This is a genomic window from Streptomyces sp. NPDC020747, assembly GCF_044334695.1.
Classification (GTDB): domain Bacteria; phylum Actinomycetota; class Actinomycetes; order Streptomycetales; family Streptomycetaceae; genus Streptomyces.
The window spans coordinates 52,791-74,359 of sequence record NZ_JBIRTJ010000018.1; the positions used below are offsets into that span (position 1 = coordinate 52,791).

The following is a 21,569-nucleotide window of genomic DNA, read 5'->3' on the forward strand; positions in this document are numbered from 1 at the left end:
CCTCCGCACACGCGCACCACACCCCCTGCCCGCACGCGCAAGACGCCGGTGACCGCAAAGACCACAACCTCCGTTGGTTCCGGAAGAGAGACAGGCGGCAGGCGTACGGGCAACATGTGGCCCACGTCACCCTCCCCACAGGGCTTCCCCCGACCTCATCGACGTACCGACAGGTGGTGGCATTCGTGCGCCTGCGCACCCTCCTCGCCCTGTTCGGGGCCGCCGTGCTCGTGCTCGTGGGCCCTCCATTGCTCACGGCGGGCAGCGACTCCGCGACGGGCACGCAGATCCCGGGCCTGCGCTTCATGGTCCCCAACACGCCCGGCGGCGGCTACGACATCACGGCCCGCACGGCCGCGAAGAACGCCGAGGACGCCGAACTCACGCACAACATCGAGGTGTTCAACCTGCCCGGCGCCGGCGGCACCGTCGGACTGAGCCGGCTGGTGAGCGAGCACGGCAACGGCAAGCTCGCCATGTCGATGGGCCTCGGTGTCGTGGGCGCCGTCCGCTCCAACGACGCGCCCAAGACGCTCGCCGACACCACCCCGATCGCCCGGCTCACCGAGGAGCAGGACGTCGTGGTGGTCGGCAAGGACTCCCCGTACAAGACGATCGACCAGCTCGTCGAGGCCTGGAAGAAGGACCCGGGCAAGCTTCCGGTGGGCGGCGGTTCCTCGCCCGGCGGGCCCGACCATCTCGCGCCCATGCTGATGGCGAAGGCCGCCGGTATCGCCCCGAAGGACGTCAACTACGTGCCCTTCGACGGCGGTGGCGAGCTGCTCGCCTCGATCCTCGGCAACAAGGTCGCCTTCGGGGTGTCGGGGGTCGGGGAGTACCTCGACCAGATCAAGGCGGGCGAACTCCGGATTCTCGCGGTCACCGGCCCGGAGCGGGTCGACGAACTCGCGGACGCGCCCACGCTGAAGGAGTCCGGCTACGACGTGGACTTCACCAACTGGCGGGGCATCGTGGCCCCGCCCGGCCTGTCGGACGCCGAGCGCGACAAGCTCGTACGCCTCGTCGAGGAGCTGCACGACTCCCCCGAGTGGCAGAAGTCGATGCAGCAGAACGGCTGGGACGACGCCTTCCTCACCGGCGAGAAGTTCGGTGACTTCCTCGACGCCCAGGACAAGCGCGTGGTTTCGGTACTGAAGGAGCTGGGACTGTGACGACGCCGACCACCGACGCCTCCCCGACGCCACCCACCAACGAACGGCGGTCGTGGCTGCGTGACCACTCCGAACTCGGCGTCTGCGTCCTGCTGTTGGCCCTCGGCGCGCTCGTCCTGGGCGACGCGCTCACCATGGACGTCGAGACCACCCAGCGCGGTCCCGTCGGGCCGAGGACCGTGCCGATCGTGGTCGGCGTCGGGCTGCTCGTCATCGCGGCCCTGCTCGCCGTGGACGTACTGCGCGGCGGCCGTGGCGAGGCCGAGGGCGGCGAGGACATCGATCTGTCCGAACCGGCCGACTGGCGCACGGTGTTGCTGCTCGCCGGGGTGTTCCTGGGCGCGGCCGTCCTCATCGAGCCCGCCGGCTTCCCCGTCGCGGGCGCGCTCCTCTTCTGGGGAGCGGCCTTCGCGCTCGGCAGCCGCCGCTTCGACCGGGACCCGCTCATCGCGGCCGTGCTCTCCCTCGCCACGTACGTGATCTTCAACAACCTGCTCGGAGTACCGCTGCCCGGCGGCCCGCTGATGGGAGTGCTGTGATGGACGCCCTCAACTCCCTGATGGACGGGTTCGGTACGGCGCTCACCCCGATCAACCTGCTGTGGGCCGCCATCGGCGTGCTGCTCGGCACGGCGATCGGCGTGCTGCCCGGTATCGGCCCCGCGATGGCGGTCGCCCTGCTGCTGCCGGTGACGTACGGCCTGAACCCGACCGGCGCGTTCATCATGTTCGCCGGCATCTACTACGGCGCGATGTTCGGCGGCTCGACCACCTCGATCCTGTTGAACACGCCGGGCGAGAGCGCGGCCGTGGTCGCGGCCATGGAGGGCAACCCGATGGCCAAGTCGGGGCGCGGTGCGCAGGCGCTCGCTGCCGCCGCCATCGGCCACTTCGCGGGCGGTCTGATCGGCACGATCCTGCTGGTGATGCTCGCGCCGACGGTCGCCGAACTGGCGGTGGACATCGGTGCGCCGGACTACTTCGCCATCATGGTGCTCGCGTTCATCGCCGTGACGTCCGTCCTCGGTTCGTCCCGTATCCGAGGGCTCGCGTCCCTGCTGATCGGACTGACGATCGGGCTGGTCGGCCTGGACCAGATGACCGGGCAGCAGCGGCTTACCTTCGGCTCGCTCCAACTCGCCGACGGTATCGACGTGGTGATCGTCGCGGTCGGCCTCTTCGCGATCGGCGAGGCCCTGTGGGTGGCCGCGCATCTGCGGCGCAGTACGGGCGAGCCGATACCGGTGGGCCGGCCGTGGCTGGGCAAGGCCGATGTGCGGCGGACCTGGAAGTCGTGGCTGCGCGGGCCGTTCATCGGTTTCCCGTTCGGCGCGATCCCGGCGGGCGGCGCCGAGATCCCCACCTTCCTGTCGTACGTCACGGAGAAGCGCCTGTCGAAGCACAAGGACGAGTGGGGCAAGGGCGCGATCGAGGGTGTGGCGGGGCCGGAGTCGGCGGCGTCGGCCTCGGCGGCGGGCACGCTGGTGTCCATGCTGACCCTGGGGCTGCCGACCACGGCGGTCGCGGCGGTCATGCTGGCCGCCTTCCAGCAGTACGGCATCCAGCCGGGCCCGCTCCTCTTCGAGCGCGAACCCGACCTGGTGTGGGGCCTCATCGCCTCCCTCTTCGTCGGCATGGTCCTGCTGCTCGCGCTCAACCTGCCGCTCGCGCCGGTGTGGGCGAAGCTGCTGCGCATCCCGCGGCCCTACCTGTACGCCGGGATCATGTTCTTCGCGGCGGTCGGCGCGTACGCGGTCGGCGGCGAGGTCATCGACCTGGTGATCCTCCTGATCATCGGCCTGATCGGCTTCGGCATGCGGCGCTACGGCCTGCCGGTGCTGCCCGCCGTCATCGGCGTCATCCTCGGCCCGAACGCCGAACAACAGCTCCGCCGCGCCCTGCAGATCAGCGACGGCAGCGTCTCGGGCCTGGTCAACACGCCCTTCTCGGTGACCGTGTACGCGGTGATCGTGCTGCTGCTCGCCTGGCCGCTCCTGAAGAAGCTCGTGATACGCGGCCGCGCGAAGGCCTGATCGATCCGTCCACGGTGCCCGTCGGGGGCGGGACGAACCATCCGCCCCCGACGGGCACCGTCATGTCCCCTTCTCCGAGTTGATCTCCTGCTCGTCGGGAACTCCAGGGCCTCCGCGTCCGACCACTGCAACAACAAGCCCCGCACAGACGAGGCCGTTGCGCTGTGGTGTGCGGCTCGTCCGGCCCTGGATCGAGGTTGCAGCTGTATGCACTGGTACGAGGACGACGGATTCTGGTCGGACTTCTCCGAGACCATGTTCTCCGGGCGCAGGCGTACGGAGACGGAGGGCGTCGTCGCCAAGTCGCCGCTGCTGGAGTTCCCGCCCGGGAGCCGGGTGCTGGACCTGTGCTGCGGGCCCGGTGTGTATCTGGTGCCCCTGGCCCGTCGCGGCTACGCGGTGACAGGAGTGGACCTCAGCCCGGTCATGCTTGAGCGGGCCGGTGCCGTCTGCGAGGAGGCCGGGGCCGAAGTCCGGCTCGTGCGGGCGGACATGCTGACCCACGTCGAGCCCGGCTCGTACGACGTGGTGCTCAACGTCTTCACGTCGTTCGGCTACTTCGACGCCCCGGACGACAACGAGCGGGTGCTGCGCAACGCGTACGACTCTCTGGTACCGGGTGGGCGACTGCTCATCGACGTGATGGGCAAGGAGGTCCTCGCGGGCTGGATCGGGCGGCCCCAGGTCGTCGAGCTCGACGGCGGCGCGTACGTGGTGCAGCGCGACACCGTGCTGGACAACTGGACGCGGCTGCGCACCGACTGGACGCTCGTGCGCGACGGCATCGCACGGGAGGCGTCGATCACCTCCTTCCTCTACAGCGCGGCCGAACTGCGCGCGCTGTTCGAGGCGGCCGGCTTCACCGACGTGTGCTGTTACGGCGACTTCGACGGCGGCCCGTACGACAACCACGCGAAGCGGCTGATCGTCCGAGGGACCCGTCCTGAACTATCCGCCGATGCGCGGGAACTCTGAGGCGGTCGCGGCCGACTACTGGTGAGCGGGCGGCATTTGGGGCTGCCCGCGCCCGAACTGCCGTACGGACAAAGGGATTTCATGGCCGAGGCCGTATCCGAGACACCCGCCGCCGAGTCCGGTACCGGCGCACCCTCGCGGGACGGACCGCGTCACGAGGAGCCGCGTCAGGAACCGGACCATCGTGGTGCGGGTCGCGGCAGGCTGCTGACCGCGCTGGTGGTGCTCTCCGTGACGCTGGTGGTCTCCGTCCTGGCGGGAATCGCGCTGGGGCCGACCGTCGTGCCGCCGGCCGATGTCGTGCACTTCCTGTGGGCGGCCCTCACCGGCGGCGGCATCGGGGCCGACGAGGTGACCGGGTACTCCATCGTGTGGCATGTGCGCACCCCGCGGGTGCTGCTCGCCGCGGTCGTCGGAGCCGGGCTGGCCGTCGTGGGAGTCGCCATCCAGGCGTTGGTGCGCAACGCGCTCGCGGACCCGTTCGTGCTGGGCATCTCGTCCGGCGCGTCCGTCGGGGCGACCGCCGTGGTGGTGTTCGGGGTCTTCGCGAGCCTCGGGATCTACGCGCTGTCGGCCGCCGCGTTCCTCGGCGCGCTCGGCGCCACGCTGCTGGTGTATCTGGCCGCGCGCGGCCCGCTGGGGCTGACACCGCTGCGGCTGGTGCTGACCGGAGTGGCGCTGGCGTACGGCTTCCAGGCGCTGATGAGCGTCCTGGTCTTCCTCTCCCCGAACGGTCAGGCCGCGCGGACCGTGCTGTTCTGGCTGCTGGGCAGCCTCGGATCGGCGTCCTGGGAGTCCTTGCCGCTGGTGACGGCGGCGGTTCTGGTGGCGGTCGTGGTGCTGCTGAGGCAGAGCCGGTCGCTGGACGTGCTGGCGCTCGGCGACGAGATCGCGGCCAGCCTGGGTGTGGACGCGGACGCGCTGCGGCGCGGCCTGTTCCTGCTCACCGCGGCCGTCACCGGCCTGATCGTCGCGGTCAGCGGCGCGATCGCCTTCGTCGGTCTCGTCCTGCCCCATGTGGTGCGGATCCTGGTCGGCTCCACGCACCGCAGGGTGCTGGCGGTCACGCCGCTCGCCGGGGCCTGCTTCATGGTGTGGGTCGACCTGGTGGCCCGTACCGCCTTCGCGCCCGAGGAGCTGCCGCTCGGGGTGATCACCGCGCTGATCGGGGTGCCGGTGTTCATCACGCTGATGCGCCGGCGCGGCTATCTGTTCGGAGGCCGGTAGATGGTCCTGTCCCTGCGCGACCTGTCGGTCGAGGCGGCCGGGCGTGCCCTGGTGGACCGGCTGAACATCGACGTGGAGGCCGGCCGGATCGTCGGACTCGTCGGCCCCAACGGCAGCGGAAAGTCGACCGCGCTGCGCTGCGTGTACCGGGCGTTGAAGCCGACGTCCGGGGCCGTCCTGCTCGACGGCACCGACCTGACGTCGCTGAAACCGCGCGACAGCGCCCGGTCGATCGCCGCCCTGACCCAGGAGAGCCAGACCGAACTCGACTTCACCGTCGAGGAGGTGGTGGCGCTCGGCCGCGCTCCGCACGCCCGGGGCAGTCACCCCCTCACCGCCCACGAGCGCGCCCTGTGCCGGAAGTCGATGGAACGGCTGGACGTCGCCCACCTCGCGGACCGCAGCGTGCTCACGCTCTCCGGCGGGGAGCGCCAACGCGTCCTCGTCGCACGCGCCCTGGTCCAGGAACCCCGAGTCCTGGTCCTCGACGAACCCACCAACCACCTGGACGTACGGCATCAGGTGGAGCTGCTGTCCTTCCTGCGCGGCTCCGGACTGACCGTGCTCACGGCCCTGCACGACCTCAACCTGGCGGCCGCCGCCTGCGACCGGATCGCCGTACTGAGCTCCGGCTCCCTGGTCTCCACCGGCAGCCCGGCGGAGGTCCTGACCCCCGAGCTGGTCCGCAAGGTGTTCGGCGTCGACGTCACGGTCGTCCACCACCCGCGCACCGGCGCACCCCACCTGATCTACGACCTGACCGCCACGGCCACCACGACCTGACCGCCGCGGCACCTTCCGCACTCCCCGACGACCCATCAGAAGGACGGCACTCATGATGCGACCACCGCTGCCCCGGGCCCTGGCCGCCGTTCTGCTCGCGGCGGGGCTCCTGACCACCGGCTGCGGCGCCGAGGTCGAGTCCGCTGCGAAGAACAAGAAGGACGACACCGTCACCGTCTCCAACTGCGGCGAGGACGTCACGTACACCCGCCCGAAGCGCGCGGTGGCCTACGACGTCAGCGGCGCGGAAAAGATGTTCTCCCTCGGGCTGGCCGACCGGATGCGCGGCTACGTCATGAACAAGCTCGGCGACCCGGCGATCAAGGGTTCGCCCTGGCGTGAGGACTACACCGGGGTCGAGCGACTGGGCACCGAGCGCATCACCCGGGAGATCGTCGTCGAGGCCAGAGCCGACTGGGTACTGGCCGGCTGGAACTCCGGCTTCAGCGAGGAACGGGGCATCACACCGGCCCTGTTGGAGAAGGTCGGCGTCGACAGTTATCTGCACACCGAGACCTGCTGGGACTACGGCGACAAGAGCGTGGACGCCGAACCGCTGGACGCGCTCTACACCGACCTGGAGAACCTGGGCCGGATCTTCGGCGTCGAGAAGCGGGCGGACGAGCTCGTCACCGACCTCAAGGACCGCGTCGCCGCGCTGAAGAAGTCCTGGCCCGAGAAGGGCGATCCCGCCAAGGTCTTCGTCTACGACTCCGGTACCGACCAGCCGTTCACCGCGGGCCGCCATGCCGCGCCGAACGACATCGTCACCGCCGCCGGAGCGACCAACGTCTTCGACGGACTCAACAAGGGCTGGACGACGGTCGGTTGGGAACCGGTGATCGAGGCGAAACCCGAAGTGATCGTGATCGTCGACTACGCCGACCAGCCCGCCAAGGACAAGATCGCCTACCTCAAGTCGCTCAAGAGCCTGAAGTCGGTACCGGCGGTGCGGGACAACCGCTTCTTCGTGATGTCCTACGGCGACGCCGTCAGCGGCCCCCGCAACGTCAAGGGCGCCGAGGACCTGGGCCGTTACCTGCGCTCGGTCGGGCGGTGAGGGTGACTCCGACGCGTACCGCACCCACCCCCGCTCCCCCGGTCCACGAGCACATCACCGACGCGATGAAGGCCCCCGACCTGCTGCGGCTGTCCGACAACGTGGTGCTCGCCCGCTTCGAGACGCTGAAGGTGTACGCCGCCCTCGGCGCGGTCCGCACGCTGCTGGAGCGCGGGACCGTCCAGCCGGGCCAGACCCTCGTCGACAGTTCCAGCGGCATCTACGCGCTGGCCCTGGCGATGGCCTGTCACCGCTACGGGCTGAACTGCCACATCGTCGCCTCCACCACCGTGGACGCCGCGATGCGCGCCCAACTGGAAATCCTCGGGGCGACCGTGGACCAGATGCCGCCCTCGCAGGATCTGAGGCTCGACCAGGAACGGCGGGTGCACCGGGTCCGGCAGTTGCTGGCCGAGCGGCCCGGGCTGCACTGGATGCGGCAGTACCACGACGCCGTCCACTACACGGGCTACCGCGAGTTCGCCGACCTGGTCGACCGTGCGCTGCCCGACACGCCGCTCACCGTCGTGGGTGCGGTGGGCACGGGATCGTCCACCGGCGGTCTGGTGGATTCGCTGCGCGAACGCGGCCGGGCCGTACGGCTGTTGGGGGTGCAGCCCTTCGGCAGCGTCACCTTCGGCAGCGAGGGGTTCAGCGACCCCGAGGCGATCATCGCGGGGATCGGCAGCTCGATCCCGTTCGACAACGTCCGCCACGACCTCTACGACACGCTGCACTGGCTCGACTTCCGGCATGCCATGGCCGGTGCCGTCGGTCTGCTGCGGGAACACGCCGTGTTCGCCGGCCTGTCCACCGGCGCCGCCCACCTCGTCGCCGGCTGGGAGGCCGCGCGCCACCCGGAGCGGGTGCACGTGGTGATCGGCGCCGACACCGGACACCGCTACACCGAGCGCGTCTTCGCCCGCCACCAGGAGGCCCTCGACCCGAGCGTCCTCAAGCCCCTCCAGATCACGGGCCTCGCCGAACTCGCCCCGCCCTGGTCGGTGATGGCCTGGGAACGGCGGCGCTACGACGTACGCCGGACCGCCGCGCCCGCACAGGTACCGGCACCGCTCGCCGCACCGACCGCCATATCGACCGCCGTATCGACATCGACTCAAATACCGGCCCACGTATCGGCTGACGTATCGACCGCCGCAGCGAACAAGGAGGACCGGGCATCGTGACCATCGCCGCCCTGGAAGCACTCACCTTCGGACTGGGCCGCCTGGCCGAGGCGGCAGGCGGCGCCGGGCACCGGTTGTGCCTGCTCACCGGCGACCGGGCCGTCTACCGCCACGAACTCGCCCACCTCACACCCGAAGCTCTCGCGGCGCTCGACATCGTCGACGTCGACACGTTCGACGAGTCGGCCTGCTCCGCCGTGCTGACCTCGGTGCCCGACCTGCGAGGGCTCGTCAACTCGACCGACACCTGGAGCGTTCCCGGCGCCGACCTGGCCGCCGAACTCGGCCTCCCCGGGCCGGACCCGGCCGCGGTCCGGCTGCTGCGCGACAAGAGCCGGGTGCGTACTCTCCTGCACGAGCGCGGTCTGAGCCGCGCCCGCGCCCTGACCGTCCCCACCGATCCCGCCGATCCCGCCCGTGCCTCCACGGCAGCCGCGGCCGCCGCGATCCTCCGCGAGATCGGGCTGCCTGCCGTCCTGAAGGACTCGGCGGGCACCTCCTCCCGCAACGTGTGGCCGGTGCGCGACGAACAGCAGCTGCACACCGCCCTCGCCGAGGCCGCCCAACGTCCCTTCGCCGGGCGGCTGTTCGCTGAGCCCTTCTTCTCCGGCCCCGTCTACAGCGCGGAAACCCTCAGTTGGGAGGGCGAGACGAGGCTGCTGGGCGTCCTCAGCCGCCAGCTGTCCCCCGAGCCTTCCGTCCGGGAGGAGGCAGCGGCCTTCCCCGTGGCCTTCCCGGATCCCGAACTCGGCCTGCTCCAGGACTGGGTGGGGTGCGTACTGGTGACCGCCGGCCATGACACCGGCTTCGCGCACGTGGAGTTCGTCCTCACCTCCGAGGGGCCGGAACTGGTGGAGATCAACCGCCGTATCGGCGGTGCCCTCGTCGGCGAGGCGCTGTGCCGGGCTCTGGGCACCAATGTCTACGAGGCCATGGTCGACACGGCTCTCGGCCGCCGCCCCGCACTGATGAACAGCCCTGTCGATTCCTCCTCGGGACCGGCCACCGGCTTCGTGCTCGTCTACCCTGACCGGCGCGGCACGCTCACCGGCTGGACCGGCCTCGACACCCTGTCCGCCTTCCCCGGCTCACCCGAGTGGTACCCAACCGCCGCTCCGGGAAGGCGCGTTGAGCACCTGGGCGATCAGCGAGGCTGTACGGGGATCGTGCTGGCCGAGGCCGCGACGGCCGAACTGGCCCTGCACCGGGCGCTCAGCGCGGCCGGGAGCGTACGTCCGGTCGTCGTCGCGGCCAACGACGAGGGGTGACGCCGCTGAAAGGGCTGACCGGTCTCAGTGGCCCGCAGTACTTCCTGCTGGCCGGATCGTTCCTCATCCCGCTGGGCAGTTTCGCGGTCCTGCCCTTCATGTCGGTGCTGCTGCACGAGCGGCTGGGGATGGGGCTCGGCGCCGTCGGCGTGGTGCTCGCCGTCGCCTCGTTCGTGCAGTTCGCCGGTGGCGTCGTGGGGGCCGTGGTCGCCGAGCGCATCGGACTCCAACGCACCATGCTGCTCGCCCTGTTGATCCGTACGGCGGGCTTCGCCGGCTTCGTGCCGGGGCTCGGGCATCCCGCCGCGGCCGTCACCGCGCTGTTCCTCGTCTCCTGTGGTGCCGCGCTCTATCTGCCCGCCAACAAGGCGTACTTGGTGCACCGCGTCGCGGACGAGCGGCGCCCGCTGCTGCTGTCGGCGAGCGGCTCCGCCCTCAACGCCGGTATCGCGCTGGGTCCGCTCGCCGCCGCCCCCTTCGTACTCAGCGCCTCCGCGGGACTCTTCACCGCGGTCGCCGTACTGTTCGCGGCCATCACCGTGGGCCACGCGCTGCTGCCCGTCGAAGCCTCCGACCACCACCCGGAGCAGCCGGAACGGCCGAAGGGAGGCGTCGACCCCCAACACCCGCCCCGCCGGCGGCAGAAGCCGTTCGCCGGACTGGCGGTCCTGCCCTTCGCGGTCACCGTCCTGAGCGTGTATGTGTTCATGTTCTTCCAGCACTACCTCGCGTTGTACGCGGTGCCCCGGACCTCGACGGAGTTCTACGGTCTGGTCCTCGCCCTCTACGCCGTGCTCCTGGTGGTGGCCCAGCCGCTCCTGTCGGACCGGACAGCCCGTATGCCGTATCCCCGTGCTCTGCGACTCGGCTTCGCCGCACTGGCGGCCGGCATGGCCACGCTCGCTCTCGGGCATCCCGCCGCCCTCCTCGCCGGAGCCCTGCTCGTCTGCCTGGGCGAGATCGTGCTCTTCCTCAAGAACGACCTCGAAGCCCTGGCCCGGTCTCCCCGCTCACCCGCCGTCGTCTTCGGCCATCAGCGGCTGGCCGCCGGAATCGGCGCGTTCGCCAGTGGCATCGCGGGAGGCGGGGGCTACGGACTGGCCGAGCGCTCGGGATATCCGGGTCTCTTCTGGGCCGCGGTCGCCGCGCAGTGCGCATTGCTGCCCCCGTTGCTGATCCGTGCACTGCGCCGTCTCCGCCCCGGCCCCAAGACCGACCTCTGAACCCTTCACATCGGATCTATCTTCGCCTCTTCACCATCATTGACGCCCTAAGCGGCCAGTTCTACCCTTCGACAGGAAATAGATCCGATGAATCGCTCGCATCACGCGTACCGCTCCGAGGATTGGATTGGCATGCCCACATCGCAACCATCCAGACGTACCGTTCTCGCCGCCGGAGGCTTACTCGCCGGAGGCGCCGCCTGGGCGATGACCCAGTCGACGTCCTCCGCCGCCGCCTCCGCCGCGTCGCCCACGGACGGCTGGAACAAGACCGCGTTCACCTACGGCATGCAGAAGCCGTGGAACCTCGACCTGGGCGACCGGTACAGCAACAGCGGCGGCGTCCATCGCATGTGGGTGTACGACACCGACGAGCCCATGTCGGAGGGCAGTTCCACCGACCCTCGTACCGAGATGCGCTGGCGCCAGGAGTACACCTCAGGACAGCACATGTGGGATGCCGACGTGTACCTTCCGTCCGGCACGAACGGCGCGACCTTCGTACAGATCCTCCGTGTGATCCACCCGTCGGGCACACCCGCCACGGACTTCATGCTCAACGCCTACAGCGCGAGCGGCGGCACCGTGAGGGCGTACGACAGCACGGTCCTCAAAACGAACGCCTACAACACGTGGTTCAACGTCAAGCTCGAACACAACGCCTCAAGTCGCAGCGTCAAGGTCTACTTCGACGACGACCTGGTCCTGACGACCCAGGACCGGGGGCCTGCCACCCGCCACTTCAAGAACGGTGTCTACCACCACGGCAGCGGCCGGGCCGAGGCGCGCTTCCGCAACATCACGTACTGGACGCGGTGAACCGTGTCGCACCTTGGAGGCACCCGCAAATGACCTCTAGAAGAGTTGTGCTCGGTTCGGTGCTGGGCGGCACGGCGGCCGCCGCACTGCCGGGAGTCGCCGAGGCGGCATCCGCCCAAGTCCCGGACGCCGTCGGCGAGAACCTCACGGCCGGTGCCGCCGACGGCCGTTGGAAGCTCCGCAACCGCATGGGCTCGGACGGCGCGTGGACCGACTTCCTACGCCGGCAGGACCTGGTGTGGCGCAGGATGCCCACGCTGTGGCACGAGGGGCCGTTCCTCGGTGACGGCCGGCTGGGCAGCATGGTCTACAAGGAGCCGGGTGCCAACAGCGTCCGGTTCACCGTCCAGCACGGCGAAGTGCAGGACCACCGGCCCGAGTTCGGCAGCGGCTGGGGCACCTGCCGACTGCCCGTCGGACATCTGACCCTCGATCCCGTCGGCACCATCGGTGCGGTCGACTGGCGCCTGAGCCTGTGGAACGCCGAACTCACCGGCACCATCACCACCGACAAGGGCACCCTGACGCTCTCCGCCCTCATCCACGACGGAATCCTCGCCGCACGCGCCACGGCCGACGGCGACGAGGAGGTCCGCTGGACGTTCCACCCCGAGGAGGCCGTCAGCCCCCGGAAGATCAGCGAGGCACCTCCGACGGGCTACGTCGCCAACCCGCCCTGGACCACGCGCACCACAGGTGACGTCGAGCAGGTGCTCCAGCCGCTGATCGGCGGCGGCCAGACCGCGACCGCCTACCGCCGCTCCGGCGACACCCTGCTGCTCAACGTGGCCCACAGCCACCCCTCGGACACCCGGGCCGGGGAAGCCTCGCTCAGGAAGATCCAGCGTGCGGCTCCCTACGGAGCGCTCCGTAAACAGCACACCCGCTGGTGGCACGCGTTCTACCGCAAGAGCTTCGTCTCGATCCCCGACGAACGGCTGCAGAGTTTCCACTGGATCCAGCTCTACAAGATCGCGTCGGCGAGCCGCGAGGGCGGCCCCCCGATGGCCACGTGCGGGCCCTGGCTCGAACCCACTCCCTGGCCCGCCGTGTGGTGGAACCTCAACATCCAGCTGGAGTACTGGCTCATCCACGGCTCCAACCACCTGGAACTCGACTCGCTCGCCAGCACCCTGAGGCAGAACCAGGAACAGCTGATCGCGAACGTGCCCGCCGCGTACCGGGCGGACAGCGCCGGAGTCGGCCGCAGTTCCGACATGTTCGCGAACCGCGGCGTCCCCCTTCCGGGCACCGGCGGCGAGGCGGGCAATCTGACCTGGGCCCTGCACAACGTATGGCTGAGCTACCGGCACAGCATGGACGAGGACCTGCTGCGCGACACGGTGTACCCGCTGCTGCGCCGCGCGATCAACTACTACCTGCACTTCCTCCAGCCGGGCGACGACGGCAAGCTGCATCTGCCCTCCACGCTGTCCCCGGAGTATCCGGTGGTCCCGCCGAAGGACACCAACTACGATCTGGCGCTGATCCGTTGGGGCTGCGGCGCGCTGCTTGAGGCGTCCGAGCGCCTGGGCGTCGACGACCCGCTGAAGGCTCGCTGGCAGGAGGTGCTGGCCAGGCTGACGCCGTATCCGGTGGACGACAACGGCTTCATGATCGGCGCGGACACGCCGTACGCGCAGTCCCACCGCCACTACTCGCACCTGCTGATGGTCTATCCGCTGTATCTCGTGAACTGGGAGCAGCCGGAGCAGCGCGAGCTGATCGAGAAGTCGGTCGTCCACTGGCACGCGCTGACCGGCTCCCACCGCGGCTACAGCTACACGGGCGCCGCGTCGCTGTACGCGATGATGGGCCGCGGCGACACGGCACTCACGTACCTGAAGAAGTTCTTCGACACCAGCACCCGCTATCCCTGCCGGGCCAACACCCACTACACCGAGGCCGGGCCGGTCATCGAGACACCGCTGTCGGCGTCCCAGTCCCTGCACGACATGCTCTGCCAGAGCTGGAACGGCGTCGTACGGGTCTTTCCCGCCGTGCCCGACTCCTGGGCCGATGTCACCCTGCACGACTTCCGCACCCAGGGCGCCTTCCTGGTCAGCGCGGTCCGCAGCGACGGCGTCACCCGCTTCGTACGCGTGCGGAGTCTGGCGGGCGAGCCGCTGCGCCTCCGGCACGGTCTGACCGGCGGGCGGGTGACCGCGGTCCTGGACGACGGCAGGCCGGCCCGCACCCACACGACGGCCGACGGAGTCCTCGCCGTCGAACTGCCCAAGGGACGCGAGGTGTTGCTGTACGCGGGCGAGCGACCCGACCTCGTCATCGCCCCGGTCTCCCCGAGCGAGCCGGGAGAGCCCTGGGGACTGCCGTAGCCGGAAGCCGGATCGGCGTGGCCGGGCGGCGCGCGAGCAACACCGGCAACTCCGCTGCCCGGCCGCGCCGATACCCCGCATGCGGTGGCCGCGCCCCCTGTCGGTCGGGGGGGCGCGGCCACCGCTCAGTGCCCGCGGAACGCCTCCTCAAGCCACCAGGCTCCCCGGTCCGCGACCACCTTGGCGTCGATGAGCAGTGGCGCGGAGCGCGGCCCGGCGAGCCAGTCCTCGACGGCCTTCAGGTCCGCCCGCGTGCGTACGGTCACCGCCTCGAAACCGTAGCCCCGGGCCACGGCGGCGATGTCCGTCGGCGGGAACTCGACGGTGTCCAGGGGATGCCCGTCCGGTCCGAAGTGGTGGACCTCCGCCCCGTAGGCGTCGTCGTTGTAGACGACGACCACCATCGGCAGTCCGAGCCTGCGTACGGTGTCGAGTTCCGCGGCGCCCATCATCGCGCCGCCGTCCCCGAGCGCGGCCACGGGAAGCCGGTCCGGCCGTGCCAGTGCCGCGCCGATCGCGGTCGCGAGACCGAGGCCGATCGACTGGAACGCCTGAGTGAAGCACAGGCCGTTCTCGTCCGGCACCGACAGGTACATGCTCGGGTAGCCCATGAAGTTGCCGGAGTCCACGCCGATCACCCGCTCCGCGGGGAGGACGTCGTCGAGCGCGATGCTCAGTGTGCGCGGGTCGATGCGCTCGCGGCTGCTCGTGTCCTCGTACGGCACGTCCCGCCAGCGCACGCGTGCGGCGATGGCCACGCCGATGTCGGCGGTCCGAAAACCCTCACTGGCCTTTTGGCCTTGTTCAGCCAGTTGCCCTTGCCGCGCCTGCCGGTTCGCGTCGTCCGTCTCCAGCGCGCGCCGGGCCGTGAGTGCCACGTCGCCGGTGACTCCGAGGTGCACCTCCCGGTGCGCGCCGAGGGCCGAGGCGTCGTCGTCGACCTGTACGACGGTGGTGTCCGGGCCGATCAGCCGGCCGTGCCGCATGGTCCACATGTTCAGCGCGCAGCCCCAGCCGACGATCAGGTCGGCTGCCTGGATCAGTTCGGCCGCCAGGGGCGACGCGAAGCCTCCGGACACGTCGAGCGACCATGGGTCGCCGTGGAACAGGCCGCGAGCGACGGCCGAGGTCGCCAGCAGCGCACCATGGCGTTCGGCGAGCGCCGCCAGGGCGTCCCGGGCGGCGGGCGAACGCGCTCCCCGCCCGGCCACGAAGACCGGCCGCCGGGACGTCTCCAGCACCCGCGCCAGCGCCTCCACTTCGACCGACTCCGGTTCCACCGGGGCCCGTTCGGGCGGTACCACGGCAGGGATCGACGCGTCGTCGAGTGCGCCGGCTACGTCAGGTACGTCGAGGGCCTGGACGGCCAGCGGGAGGTTGAGCAGGACGGTCCGCCGCTCGCACACGGCTCGCCGAACGGCGTCGAGGGCCTGCGCGACGGCGTTCTCCGCCGACGTGACACGTGCCGTGACCGCGCCCACCGATCGCGCCAACGCCTCCTGGTCGACGTAGAAGTTGGAGCGCGGCTCGGTCACCTCGGGCGCGAGCACGAGCAGCGGCGTACGGCTCTTGGCGGCCTCGGCGATGCCGGTCATGGCGTTCGTCAGGCCGGGTCCCTGATGAACGCTCAGCGCGGCGACCTCGCCGCTCATCCGGGCGTACGCGTCGGCCATGGTCGCCGCGCCGCCTTCATGGCGTGCGGCCACGAACCGCGAACCCGCCGCGACCAAGGCGTTGGTGAGATGGAAGTTGCCCGAGCCGACCACGCCGAAGACCTGACCGACCCCGGCCGAGTGCAGCGCCCGTCCGACGGCCTCGGCGACCTTCACGGACGTTCCACCAGGGCGAGCACACGCGCGGGGGACCCGGACCCCGTGACGATGGGCAGCGGCCCGGCGACGACGACGGAGCCGGTCGCGGGCAGCGCCGCCAGGTTCTGCAACTGGGTCAGTCCGTACTTGTCGCTGCCCATGAGGTACGAGTGGCACGGGAAGGCCGGGTCGAACGAGTGCGCCCCGCCGGCGTCGGTGCCCACCGTCTCGACGCCGAGGCCGATGACGGGCGACTCCTGAGCGACCCAACGGGCGCATTCCGGCGACAGGCCGGGGGTGTGCGGGCCGTTCTCGTCCGCGTTCAGGAACGGCTCCTGCGCATGGGAGCGCGCGTCCCAGCCGGTGCGCACCAACAGCCAGCCGCCGTCGGGGAGCGGCCCGTGCTCCGCCTCCCACGCCTTCACATGGTCGACCTCGACGAGGAAGTCCGGGTTCTCCCGCGCCTCAGCGGTGAAGTCCAGCACGGCGGCGGGTGCGACCAGCCGGTTCACCGGTACGGACGCCACGTCGGCCAGGTCCTTCCCGGTCACCCAGTGGTTCGGGGCGTCGAAGTGGGTGCCGGTGTGCTCGCCGCTGCGGAAGTTGTTCCAGTACCAGGCCGGGCCCCGGTCGTCGTACCTGCTGATCTCGTCCAGCTCGAACGCCGCCGTCTGGCCGAACTCGGGCGGCAACTGGAGTACCGGTGTCGACGACGACAACGGCGCCGTCAGGTCGACGACTTCGATCGCCCCGCTCCGCAGCGCGGACACCAGCGAGGCGAGGACGGACGGCTCGGGCATGAAGACCTCCATGGGGCAGCGCGGAACTGACAGCATGGCACCGGACATGACTACTGCGGTTCCGTGGTACTCACAGTCCGGTCGAGTCGGTCGACGGGTGACGGGCGGGGGCACGATGTTCGGAAGGCGTACGGGCGCGATGGCGGCGTCGGTGGTCGCGGTCGGAGCACTCGGGGTACTGGGACTGACCGGCTGCACGTCCGGGTCGGGCGGCGGTTCGGCGGAGTCACCGGACGCGGCACGTACGGCGGTCAGTACCGCGCCGTCTCCCTCCACCTCACCGCCGGTCTCACCCACGCCCTCCCTCTCCGAGTCCGCTGCGGCCTCGGGCTCGGCTTCGGCCTCTGATTCGAGGAGCGCGTCGCCTGTGCCCGTCACCGGGCCCAAGCAGAGGCTGGTGACCATGACGGTCACCGGCGGCTTCGCGGGCGTCAACCAGAAGGTGGTTCTCCGGGGCGACGGCAGCGTCCTCGCCGACGACAAGGGCGACGCCGTAGTGCGCCGTACGAACGCGGCCCAGTTCACCGAACTGCGCACGCTGCTCGGCGATCCGGCGCTCGCCGACGTCCCCGAGTTCACGATCGACACGGGAGCGGCCGACATGTTCCAGTACGCGCTGCAGTTCAACGGCCGCACTGTCATGACGGACCGCTCCGCCGACCAGCCCGCGCTCGACCGCCTCATCGACGCGCTCAGCGAATGGCTGCCGGGGCACTGACCTCGCAAACCGGGCGGGCCGAGCGGGGCAAGGGTACGTAACTCATGATCATGGCCCTCGTTGGTCCCGCGATGTATGACACGACCCGACGCCCGGTCGGGCCCGGAAGACTGCTTGAGGTCGCTTCACATGCGCTGCATCACCAAGAAGATCACTGCGGGAATCGGCACCCTTGCCGCGGCACTCGGCTGTGTCATCGTCGCGGGGCCTCCCGCGGCGGCGGACGGCAGGTGGTGCAACAACTCCGTCTGCATCGAGACGTACGACACGGGCACCTACCTGGGCAGGGTCGAGGTCTCGGTCGTCAACACCAACCAGCCGCACCGCATCAGCGCCCGCGTCTGGACCACCAACGGCTGGAGCGCCAACACCAAGGTGGAGGACGTCTCCGCGTTCAGGACCTACCGGGACCAGGCGTACCCCCAGCGCCACTTCCCCGCGGGCACCCGGCTCTGCGCGGAGGGCTTCCGTGGCGGCGCGAGCGTGGGACTGCCCTGCGTCACGCTCACCGACTGACGGGGCCGGACGCCTAGTTGGACACCTTGGGACGGACGCCCCGGGCCGGGATCAGCCGTGGAACGCCTCGGCCCGCACGTGCCGCATCACACTGCTCGTCACCCGGTATCGGCCGTTCGGCACGGAGGGCGACTTGGTGACATGCACCACGAGCGGTCCGGCCCATGCGTAGCCCCGGCTCTCGCCGTGCCGGAGCAGGCTGTCGGTGAGCACCTGGTCGACGCGACCGCCGTTCCGTTCGAGTTCCTGATGGACGGACTCGGGCAGTTCGACGCCGTAGGCGTTGGGGACGACGACCAGGCTCTCGCTGCACACGACGGCGTGGTCGTCGCACTCCCTGCGCAGCGCGGCGAGCAGTTCGACCGGTTCCTTGTGGCGGAACTGTGCGAGCAGCGACGCTCCGAAGCGCTCCAGCGCTCGCTCCAGACCGGTGAGTCCGCTCGCGTCCTCTGGCTTCTCCGGCACCGGCTCGCTGCTCGCGGTCCTACGGCGTTGCTCTTCGGGGGCGGTCACGGCGGGCGGGACTCCTCGGTCGTGTGAGTTCGTGTCGTTGTGCTCCATTCGTCTCCAGGTTCCCCGTAAGGGAAGAACGAACCGACAACCGGCGCGACGGGTCAGCTGCTGACCGGTGTCCAGCGGATCCGGGTGCTGCACAGGGACACCACGACCGCCGCGGCCGCGACCACCCCCAGCCCCCACACCAGGCTGCTGGCGTTCGCCACGAAGCCGATGAACGGCGGGCCCGCCAGCAGGCCCGTCGTGCCCGTGGCGGCGACGAGGGCCAGCGCGTCCGAGCCCTGTCCGGCCGCGGCCACGTAGACGCACGGGGTCACGGCCGCGCATCCCAGTCCGACGCAGGCGAACCCGATGAGGGCAGGCACCACTCCCCCGCTCACCAGGGCGAAGGCAAGCCCGGCGGCGGCCAGCGCGCTGCCGAGGAGGACGATACGTCCGTCGCCCCAGCGGCTGCGCCAGCCGTCGGCGAAGAGGCGGGCCACCACCATCATTCCCGAGACCACGGCGATGCCCATGGGCGCCAGTTCCGCCGACGCCTTGGCCACATCCTTCATGTAGAGGGCGGACCAGTCGGTCATGGCGCCCTCGGTCACGGTGCCGAACGCCATGGCGCAGCACATCCACAGCGTCATACGGGACGGAAGGTTCCATCTGCCGCGGGTCTTCTGCTCCTTCTCTTCGGCGGGCGCGTCCTCGGCGAGAAGACCGGGGCGTGCGGCGGCAGTCAGCAGGACGAGGATCACGGCCGCCACGCCGAAGTGGGCCGCGACCGACGAGGTCCCCGCGTTCATGCCGGAGGCGAGCAGCGCGGCGAGCAGGGAACCGCCGCTGAAGGTCGCGTGCAGTCTGGCCATGGTGTTGCGTTCGTACCGTGTCTCAAGGGCCGCGCCCTGCGCGTTCATGGCGACGTTCAGGCATCCCACGAAGACGCCGTCGGCGCACATGACCAGCAGCGCGACCGGATAGTTGGGCGCCGCGGCCAGCGCCAGGAGCAGGAGGGTCAGGCAGAGGGCCGACAGGAGCCCGAGCCGTGCCGAACCCAGCCGCTTCATGAGCACCGGGACCACGGGGAACGACGCCACCGCGCCGATCCCCGCCGCCATCAGCAGCACACCCACCTCGGCCGCGGTCAGACCGAGATCCGCCTTGATGGCGGGGATCCGCGCGGCCCAGGTGGCGTACTGGAAGCCGAGGGAGCAGAACAGTGCGGCGATCGCCAACTGGCCGCGGAGGAAGGGGTCATGGACACGGGACACGCGCATCAGCTCGCTTCGTGGGGACGGAGGGGCCGCGCGGCACCACGCCGGTCGGCTCAGGCTGTGCACCCGGGTCGGTCGGCACCGCCTTGGACATGTAGACGGCGTCCGCGCCGTAGCCGCCGGGCGAGACTCCCGGGTGTGTGGTGTAGCCGCGGGCCGACCAGAATGTGTCGCTGCGGCCGACGGCGATGAGCGAGATCCGCTCGTACCCGCGCGACCGGGCCGTCAGGGTGAAGTGGTGAAGAAGTCGCTGCCCCAGTCCCCTGCCGCGAAGCCCCTCTGCGACAACGATGTCATGCAGGTGAAGATTGCCGGAGCCGGGTCCGGGCACGGGGTGCGGCGGGGCCGCCGTCTCCTCCGTCCGTTCCAGGTCCGGGTACCGGAAGGCCGGATAGGGCAGCGCCAGGAGGTAGCCGGCCGGCCCGGAGCCGACGTCCAGGACGAAGCACGTACTCGGTGAGATCTCCGCCCGGGACCTAAGCGCCGCGCGGCCTTCCGACAGGCCGAGTCCGGCGTAGGCACGGGACTCGATCGCCACGATGCCGTCCCAGTCGCCTTCGGTGATGTGGCGTACGTGTACGACGTCGGTCACGGGCGGCCCGCCCCCGTCCAGGTGTACGGGAGTGGATCGAAACCGTTGAAGCCCTGGGTCATGTAACTGATCGCGTAGGCGCCGCTGGACATCACCCACACCGGATCCCCGGACGCAAGGTCCCTTGGTACGTGGACAAGGCCGCCGTGTTCATGGAGGTAGGCGTCGTCGCTGTCGCAGGTGGGTCCCGCCACGACGGCGGGAACGCACTCGGCGTCGGGGTGTGTCGGAAACACCAGCCTGTACTGCAGCGCGTCCATCTCGTAGAGGCCGTTGAACTTGCCGCAGCTCAGATAGAGCCAGTGCTGCCGCTCGCCGTCCGGTCCCCGCCGCTCGGCGAGCCGGGCCACCTGGGCACGGATGGCTCCCTGGTCGGCGACCAGATGGCGCCCCGGCTCCATGACGAACCGGAGGTGGTCGCCGTGAACACCCCTCAGATACCGCATCCCCTCGCGGATCACGGCGAAGATCTTGTCCAGCGGCGGATCCAGGGGCATGCCGAACCTGTCGAGGTAGCCGAGTGCCGGAAGACCGCCGCCGAGGTTGACATGGTCCAGGGTCATCCCGCGCCGGCCCAGGGCGGTCAGGACGTCCGCCAGGGATTCGACGGCACTGTGCCAGGCGTCCGCCGTCATCTGCTGGGACCCCACGTGCACGGACAGCCCTGACGGTGTCAGGCCCTGTGCCCGTGCCGCCTCCAGTACCTGTACGGCGTCGGCGGGCGAGCAGCCGAACTTGTTGCTGAGGCCCCACAGCGCCCCTTCACCGCTGGTCGTCAGCCTGCAGAACACCCGGGCGCCCGGGGCATGGGCCGCGATCGCCGCCACGTCCTCCAGGCTGTCGGTCGCGAAGTCCCTGACACCGAGGCGATGGGCGTCCGCGATGTCCCGGTCGGACTTGACGGTGTTGCCGTAGTGCATGCGGTCGAGCGGCACCCCCGCCCGCAGCGCCTGCTCCAGTTCACGCGGACTCGCCCCGTCCACGCCGGCGCCCTTCGCCGCCAGGCACGCGAGCACCTCGTCCACCGGACAGGCCTTCATCGCGAACCGCACGAGGACTTCGGGCAGTTCGCGCCGCAGCGTCTCGTAGCGGTCCTCGATACCGGTCAGGTCGAAGACGATCCGGTCCTCGCCGGTGGCCGCCAGCGCGGCGAGCAGGGCCGCGGACTCATGCGTTGCGGAGTCATGCCTCGCGGACCCATGTGTTGCTGACCCAAGTGTTGCGGAGCCATGCGTTGCTGGCTCACGCGTTGCTGACTCATGCGTCATGGCCGCC

General features: G+C 70.4%; 20 protein-coding genes. 14 read left to right on the plus strand and 6 right to left on the minus strand.

The window, feature by feature from the left end; all coding sequences use genetic code 11:
- Positions 1-185 precede the first annotated feature (185 nt).
- From ACH4YP_RS37940 to ACH4YP_RS37995, 12 genes are all read left to right on the plus strand, one after another.
- Entirely contained in the window at positions 186-1,172 is a 987-nt protein-coding gene (locus ACH4YP_RS37940) for a tripartite tricarboxylate transporter substrate binding protein (protein ID WP_055610677.1), read from the plus strand.
- On the plus strand, positions 1,169-1,711 hold the full coding sequence (locus ACH4YP_RS37945; RefSeq protein WP_361059038.1) for a tripartite tricarboxylate transporter TctB family protein: 543 nt from the start codon (positions 1,169-1,171) through the stop codon (positions 1,709-1,711). Before ACH4YP_RS37940 ends, ACH4YP_RS37945 begins: the two co-directional genes overlap by 4 nt.
- Positions 1,711-3,204, plus strand: a complete 1,494-nt coding sequence (locus ACH4YP_RS37950; protein ID WP_361059040.1) for a tripartite tricarboxylate transporter permease — start codon at positions 1,711-1,713, stop codon at positions 3,202-3,204. Before ACH4YP_RS37945 ends, ACH4YP_RS37950 begins: the two co-directional genes overlap by 1 nt.
- 207 nt (positions 3,205-3,411) lie before the next feature.
- On the plus strand, positions 3,412-4,179 hold the full coding sequence (locus ACH4YP_RS37955; protein WP_398495521.1) for a class I SAM-dependent methyltransferase: 768 nt from the start codon (positions 3,412-3,414) through the stop codon (positions 4,177-4,179).
- 81 nt (positions 4,180-4,260) lie between these two features.
- Positions 4,261-5,406: a FecCD family ABC transporter permease gene (locus tag ACH4YP_RS37960; RefSeq protein WP_398495523.1), complete on the plus strand. Its 1,146-nt coding sequence runs from the start codon at positions 4,261-4,263 to the stop codon at positions 5,404-5,406.
- Complete coding sequence (locus ACH4YP_RS37965) at positions 5,407-6,189, plus strand: ABC transporter ATP-binding protein (protein WP_398495524.1); 783 nt, start codon at positions 5,407-5,409, stop codon at positions 6,187-6,189.
- 52 nt (positions 6,190-6,241) lie between these two features.
- Positions 6,242-7,249, plus strand: coding sequence for an ABC transporter substrate-binding protein (locus ACH4YP_RS37970; protein ID WP_398495526.1), 1,008 nt, complete (start codon positions 6,242-6,244; stop codon positions 7,247-7,249).
- Positions 7,250-7,314: 65 nt separating this feature from the next.
- Entirely contained in the window at positions 7,315-8,436 is a 1,122-nt protein-coding gene (locus ACH4YP_RS37975; protein ID WP_361059070.1) for a pyridoxal-phosphate dependent enzyme, read from the plus strand.
- Positions 8,433-9,704: an argininosuccinate lyase gene (locus ACH4YP_RS37980; RefSeq protein WP_398495528.1), complete on the plus strand. Its 1,272-nt coding sequence runs from the start codon at positions 8,433-8,435 to the stop codon at positions 9,702-9,704. Before ACH4YP_RS37975 ends, ACH4YP_RS37980 begins: the two co-directional genes overlap by 4 nt.
- On the plus strand, positions 9,701-10,927 hold the full coding sequence (locus tag ACH4YP_RS37985) for an MFS transporter (RefSeq protein WP_398495530.1): 1,227 nt from the start codon (positions 9,701-9,703) through the stop codon (positions 10,925-10,927). Before ACH4YP_RS37980 ends, ACH4YP_RS37985 begins: the two co-directional genes overlap by 4 nt.
- 207 nt (positions 10,928-11,134) lie before the next feature.
- Positions 11,135-11,746: a cinnamyl alcohol dehydrogenase gene (locus ACH4YP_RS37990; protein WP_361059055.1), complete on the plus strand. Its 612-nt coding sequence runs from the start codon at positions 11,135-11,137 to the stop codon at positions 11,744-11,746.
- A 29-nt stretch (positions 11,747-11,775) separates the two neighbouring features.
- Positions 11,776-14,082: a glycosyl hydrolase family 95 catalytic domain-containing protein gene (locus ACH4YP_RS37995; RefSeq protein ID WP_398495532.1), complete on the plus strand. Its 2,307-nt coding sequence runs from the start codon at positions 11,776-11,778 to the stop codon at positions 14,080-14,082.
- Positions 14,083-14,207: 125 nt separating this feature from the next.
- Here the strand turns inward: ACH4YP_RS37995 and ACH4YP_RS38000 are convergent, their stop codons facing one another.
- Together ACH4YP_RS38000 and ACH4YP_RS38005 are read right to left on the minus strand one after the other, a co-directional pair.
- Positions 14,208-15,911, minus strand: coding sequence for a thiamine pyrophosphate-binding protein (locus ACH4YP_RS38000; RefSeq protein ID WP_398495534.1), 1,704 nt, complete (start codon positions 15,909-15,911; stop codon positions 14,208-14,210).
- A complete protein-coding gene (locus tag ACH4YP_RS38005; RefSeq protein ID WP_361069355.1) occupies positions 15,908-16,693 on the minus strand; it encodes a cyclase family protein in 786 nt (261 codons plus the stop codon). The genes ACH4YP_RS38000 and ACH4YP_RS38005 overlap by 4 nt, the downstream gene beginning before the upstream one ends.
- 367 nt (positions 16,694-17,060) lie before the next feature.
- Between ACH4YP_RS38005 and ACH4YP_RS38010 the strand changes: the two genes are divergently transcribed.
- Both ACH4YP_RS38010 and ACH4YP_RS38015 read left to right on the plus strand, forming a co-directional pair.
- On the plus strand, positions 17,061-17,411 hold the full coding sequence (locus ACH4YP_RS38010) for a hypothetical protein (RefSeq protein ID WP_398495536.1): 351 nt from the start codon (positions 17,061-17,063) through the stop codon (positions 17,409-17,411).
- Positions 17,412-17,540: 129 nt separating this feature from the next.
- Positions 17,541-17,927 carry a hypothetical protein gene (locus tag ACH4YP_RS38015; protein ID WP_398495538.1) on the plus strand — a complete coding sequence of 129 codons (387 nt, stop codon included), beginning with the start codon at positions 17,541-17,543 and terminating at the stop codon, positions 17,925-17,927.
- Positions 17,928-17,978: 51 nt separating this feature from the next.
- Here ACH4YP_RS38015 and ACH4YP_RS38020 read toward each other — a convergent pair whose 3' ends face one another.
- From ACH4YP_RS38020 to ACH4YP_RS38035, 4 genes are all read right to left on the minus strand, one after another.
- The gene (locus ACH4YP_RS38020; RefSeq protein ID WP_398495773.1) at positions 17,979-18,392 is read right to left on the minus strand and encodes a DUF3662 domain-containing protein; all 414 of its coding nucleotides are present in this window, start codon (positions 18,390-18,392) and stop codon (positions 17,979-17,981) included.
- A gap of 149 nt (positions 18,393-18,541) precedes the next feature.
- Positions 18,542-19,705, minus strand: a complete 1,164-nt coding sequence (locus tag ACH4YP_RS38025) for an MFS transporter (RefSeq protein WP_361069340.1) — start codon at positions 19,703-19,705, stop codon at positions 18,542-18,544.
- A complete protein-coding gene (locus tag ACH4YP_RS38030; protein ID WP_398495540.1) occupies positions 19,683-20,294 on the minus strand; it encodes a GNAT family N-acetyltransferase in 612 nt (203 codons plus the stop codon). The genes ACH4YP_RS38025 and ACH4YP_RS38030 overlap by 23 nt, the downstream gene beginning before the upstream one ends.
- Positions 20,291-21,562: a type III PLP-dependent enzyme gene (locus ACH4YP_RS38035; protein WP_398495542.1), complete on the minus strand. Its 1,272-nt coding sequence runs from the start codon at positions 21,560-21,562 to the stop codon at positions 20,291-20,293. The genes ACH4YP_RS38030 and ACH4YP_RS38035 overlap by 4 nt, the downstream gene beginning before the upstream one ends.
- Positions 21,563-21,569 lie beyond the last annotated feature (7 nt).

Excerpts from the sequence above, each read along its gene's own strand:
- ACH4YP_RS37950 (WP_361059040.1), top strand. The coding sequence starts at position 1,711 with ATGGACGCCCTCAACTCCCTGATGGACGGGTTCGGTACGGCGCTCACC.
- ACH4YP_RS37965 (WP_398495524.1), top strand. The coding sequence starts at position 5,407 with ATGGTCCTGTCCCTGCGCGACCTGTCGGTCGAGGCGGCCGGGCGTGCC.
- ACH4YP_RS37955 (WP_398495521.1), top strand. The coding sequence starts at position 3,412 with ATGCACTGGTACGAGGACGACGGATTCTGGTCGGACTTCTCCGAGACC.
- ACH4YP_RS38025 (WP_361069340.1), bottom strand. The coding sequence starts at position 19,705 with ATGCGCGTGTCCCGTGTCCATGACCCCTTCCTCCGCGGCCAGTTGGCG.
- ACH4YP_RS37995 (WP_398495532.1), top strand. The coding sequence starts at position 11,776 with ATGACCTCTAGAAGAGTTGTGCTCGGTTCGGTGCTGGGCGGCACGGCG.
- ACH4YP_RS37960 (WP_398495523.1), top strand. The coding sequence starts at position 4,261 with ATGGCCGAGGCCGTATCCGAGACACCCGCCGCCGAGTCCGGTACCGGC.
- ACH4YP_RS37990 (WP_361059055.1), top strand. The coding sequence starts at position 11,135 with ATGACCCAGTCGACGTCCTCCGCCGCCGCCTCCGCCGCGTCGCCCACG.
- ACH4YP_RS38035 (WP_398495542.1), bottom strand. The coding sequence starts at position 21,562 with ATGACGCATGAGTCAGCAACGCGTGAGCCAGCAACGCATGGCTCCGCA.
- ACH4YP_RS37975 (WP_361059070.1), top strand. The coding sequence starts at position 7,315 with ATGAAGGCCCCCGACCTGCTGCGGCTGTCCGACAACGTGGTGCTCGCC.
- ACH4YP_RS37970 (WP_398495526.1), top strand. The coding sequence starts at position 6,242 with ATGATGCGACCACCGCTGCCCCGGGCCCTGGCCGCCGTTCTGCTCGCG.
- ACH4YP_RS38015 (WP_398495538.1), top strand. The coding sequence starts at position 17,541 with ATGCGCTGCATCACCAAGAAGATCACTGCGGGAATCGGCACCCTTGCC.
- ACH4YP_RS38005 (WP_361069355.1), bottom strand. The coding sequence starts at position 16,693 with ATGCCCGAGCCGTCCGTCCTCGCCTCGCTGGTGTCCGCGCTGCGGAGC.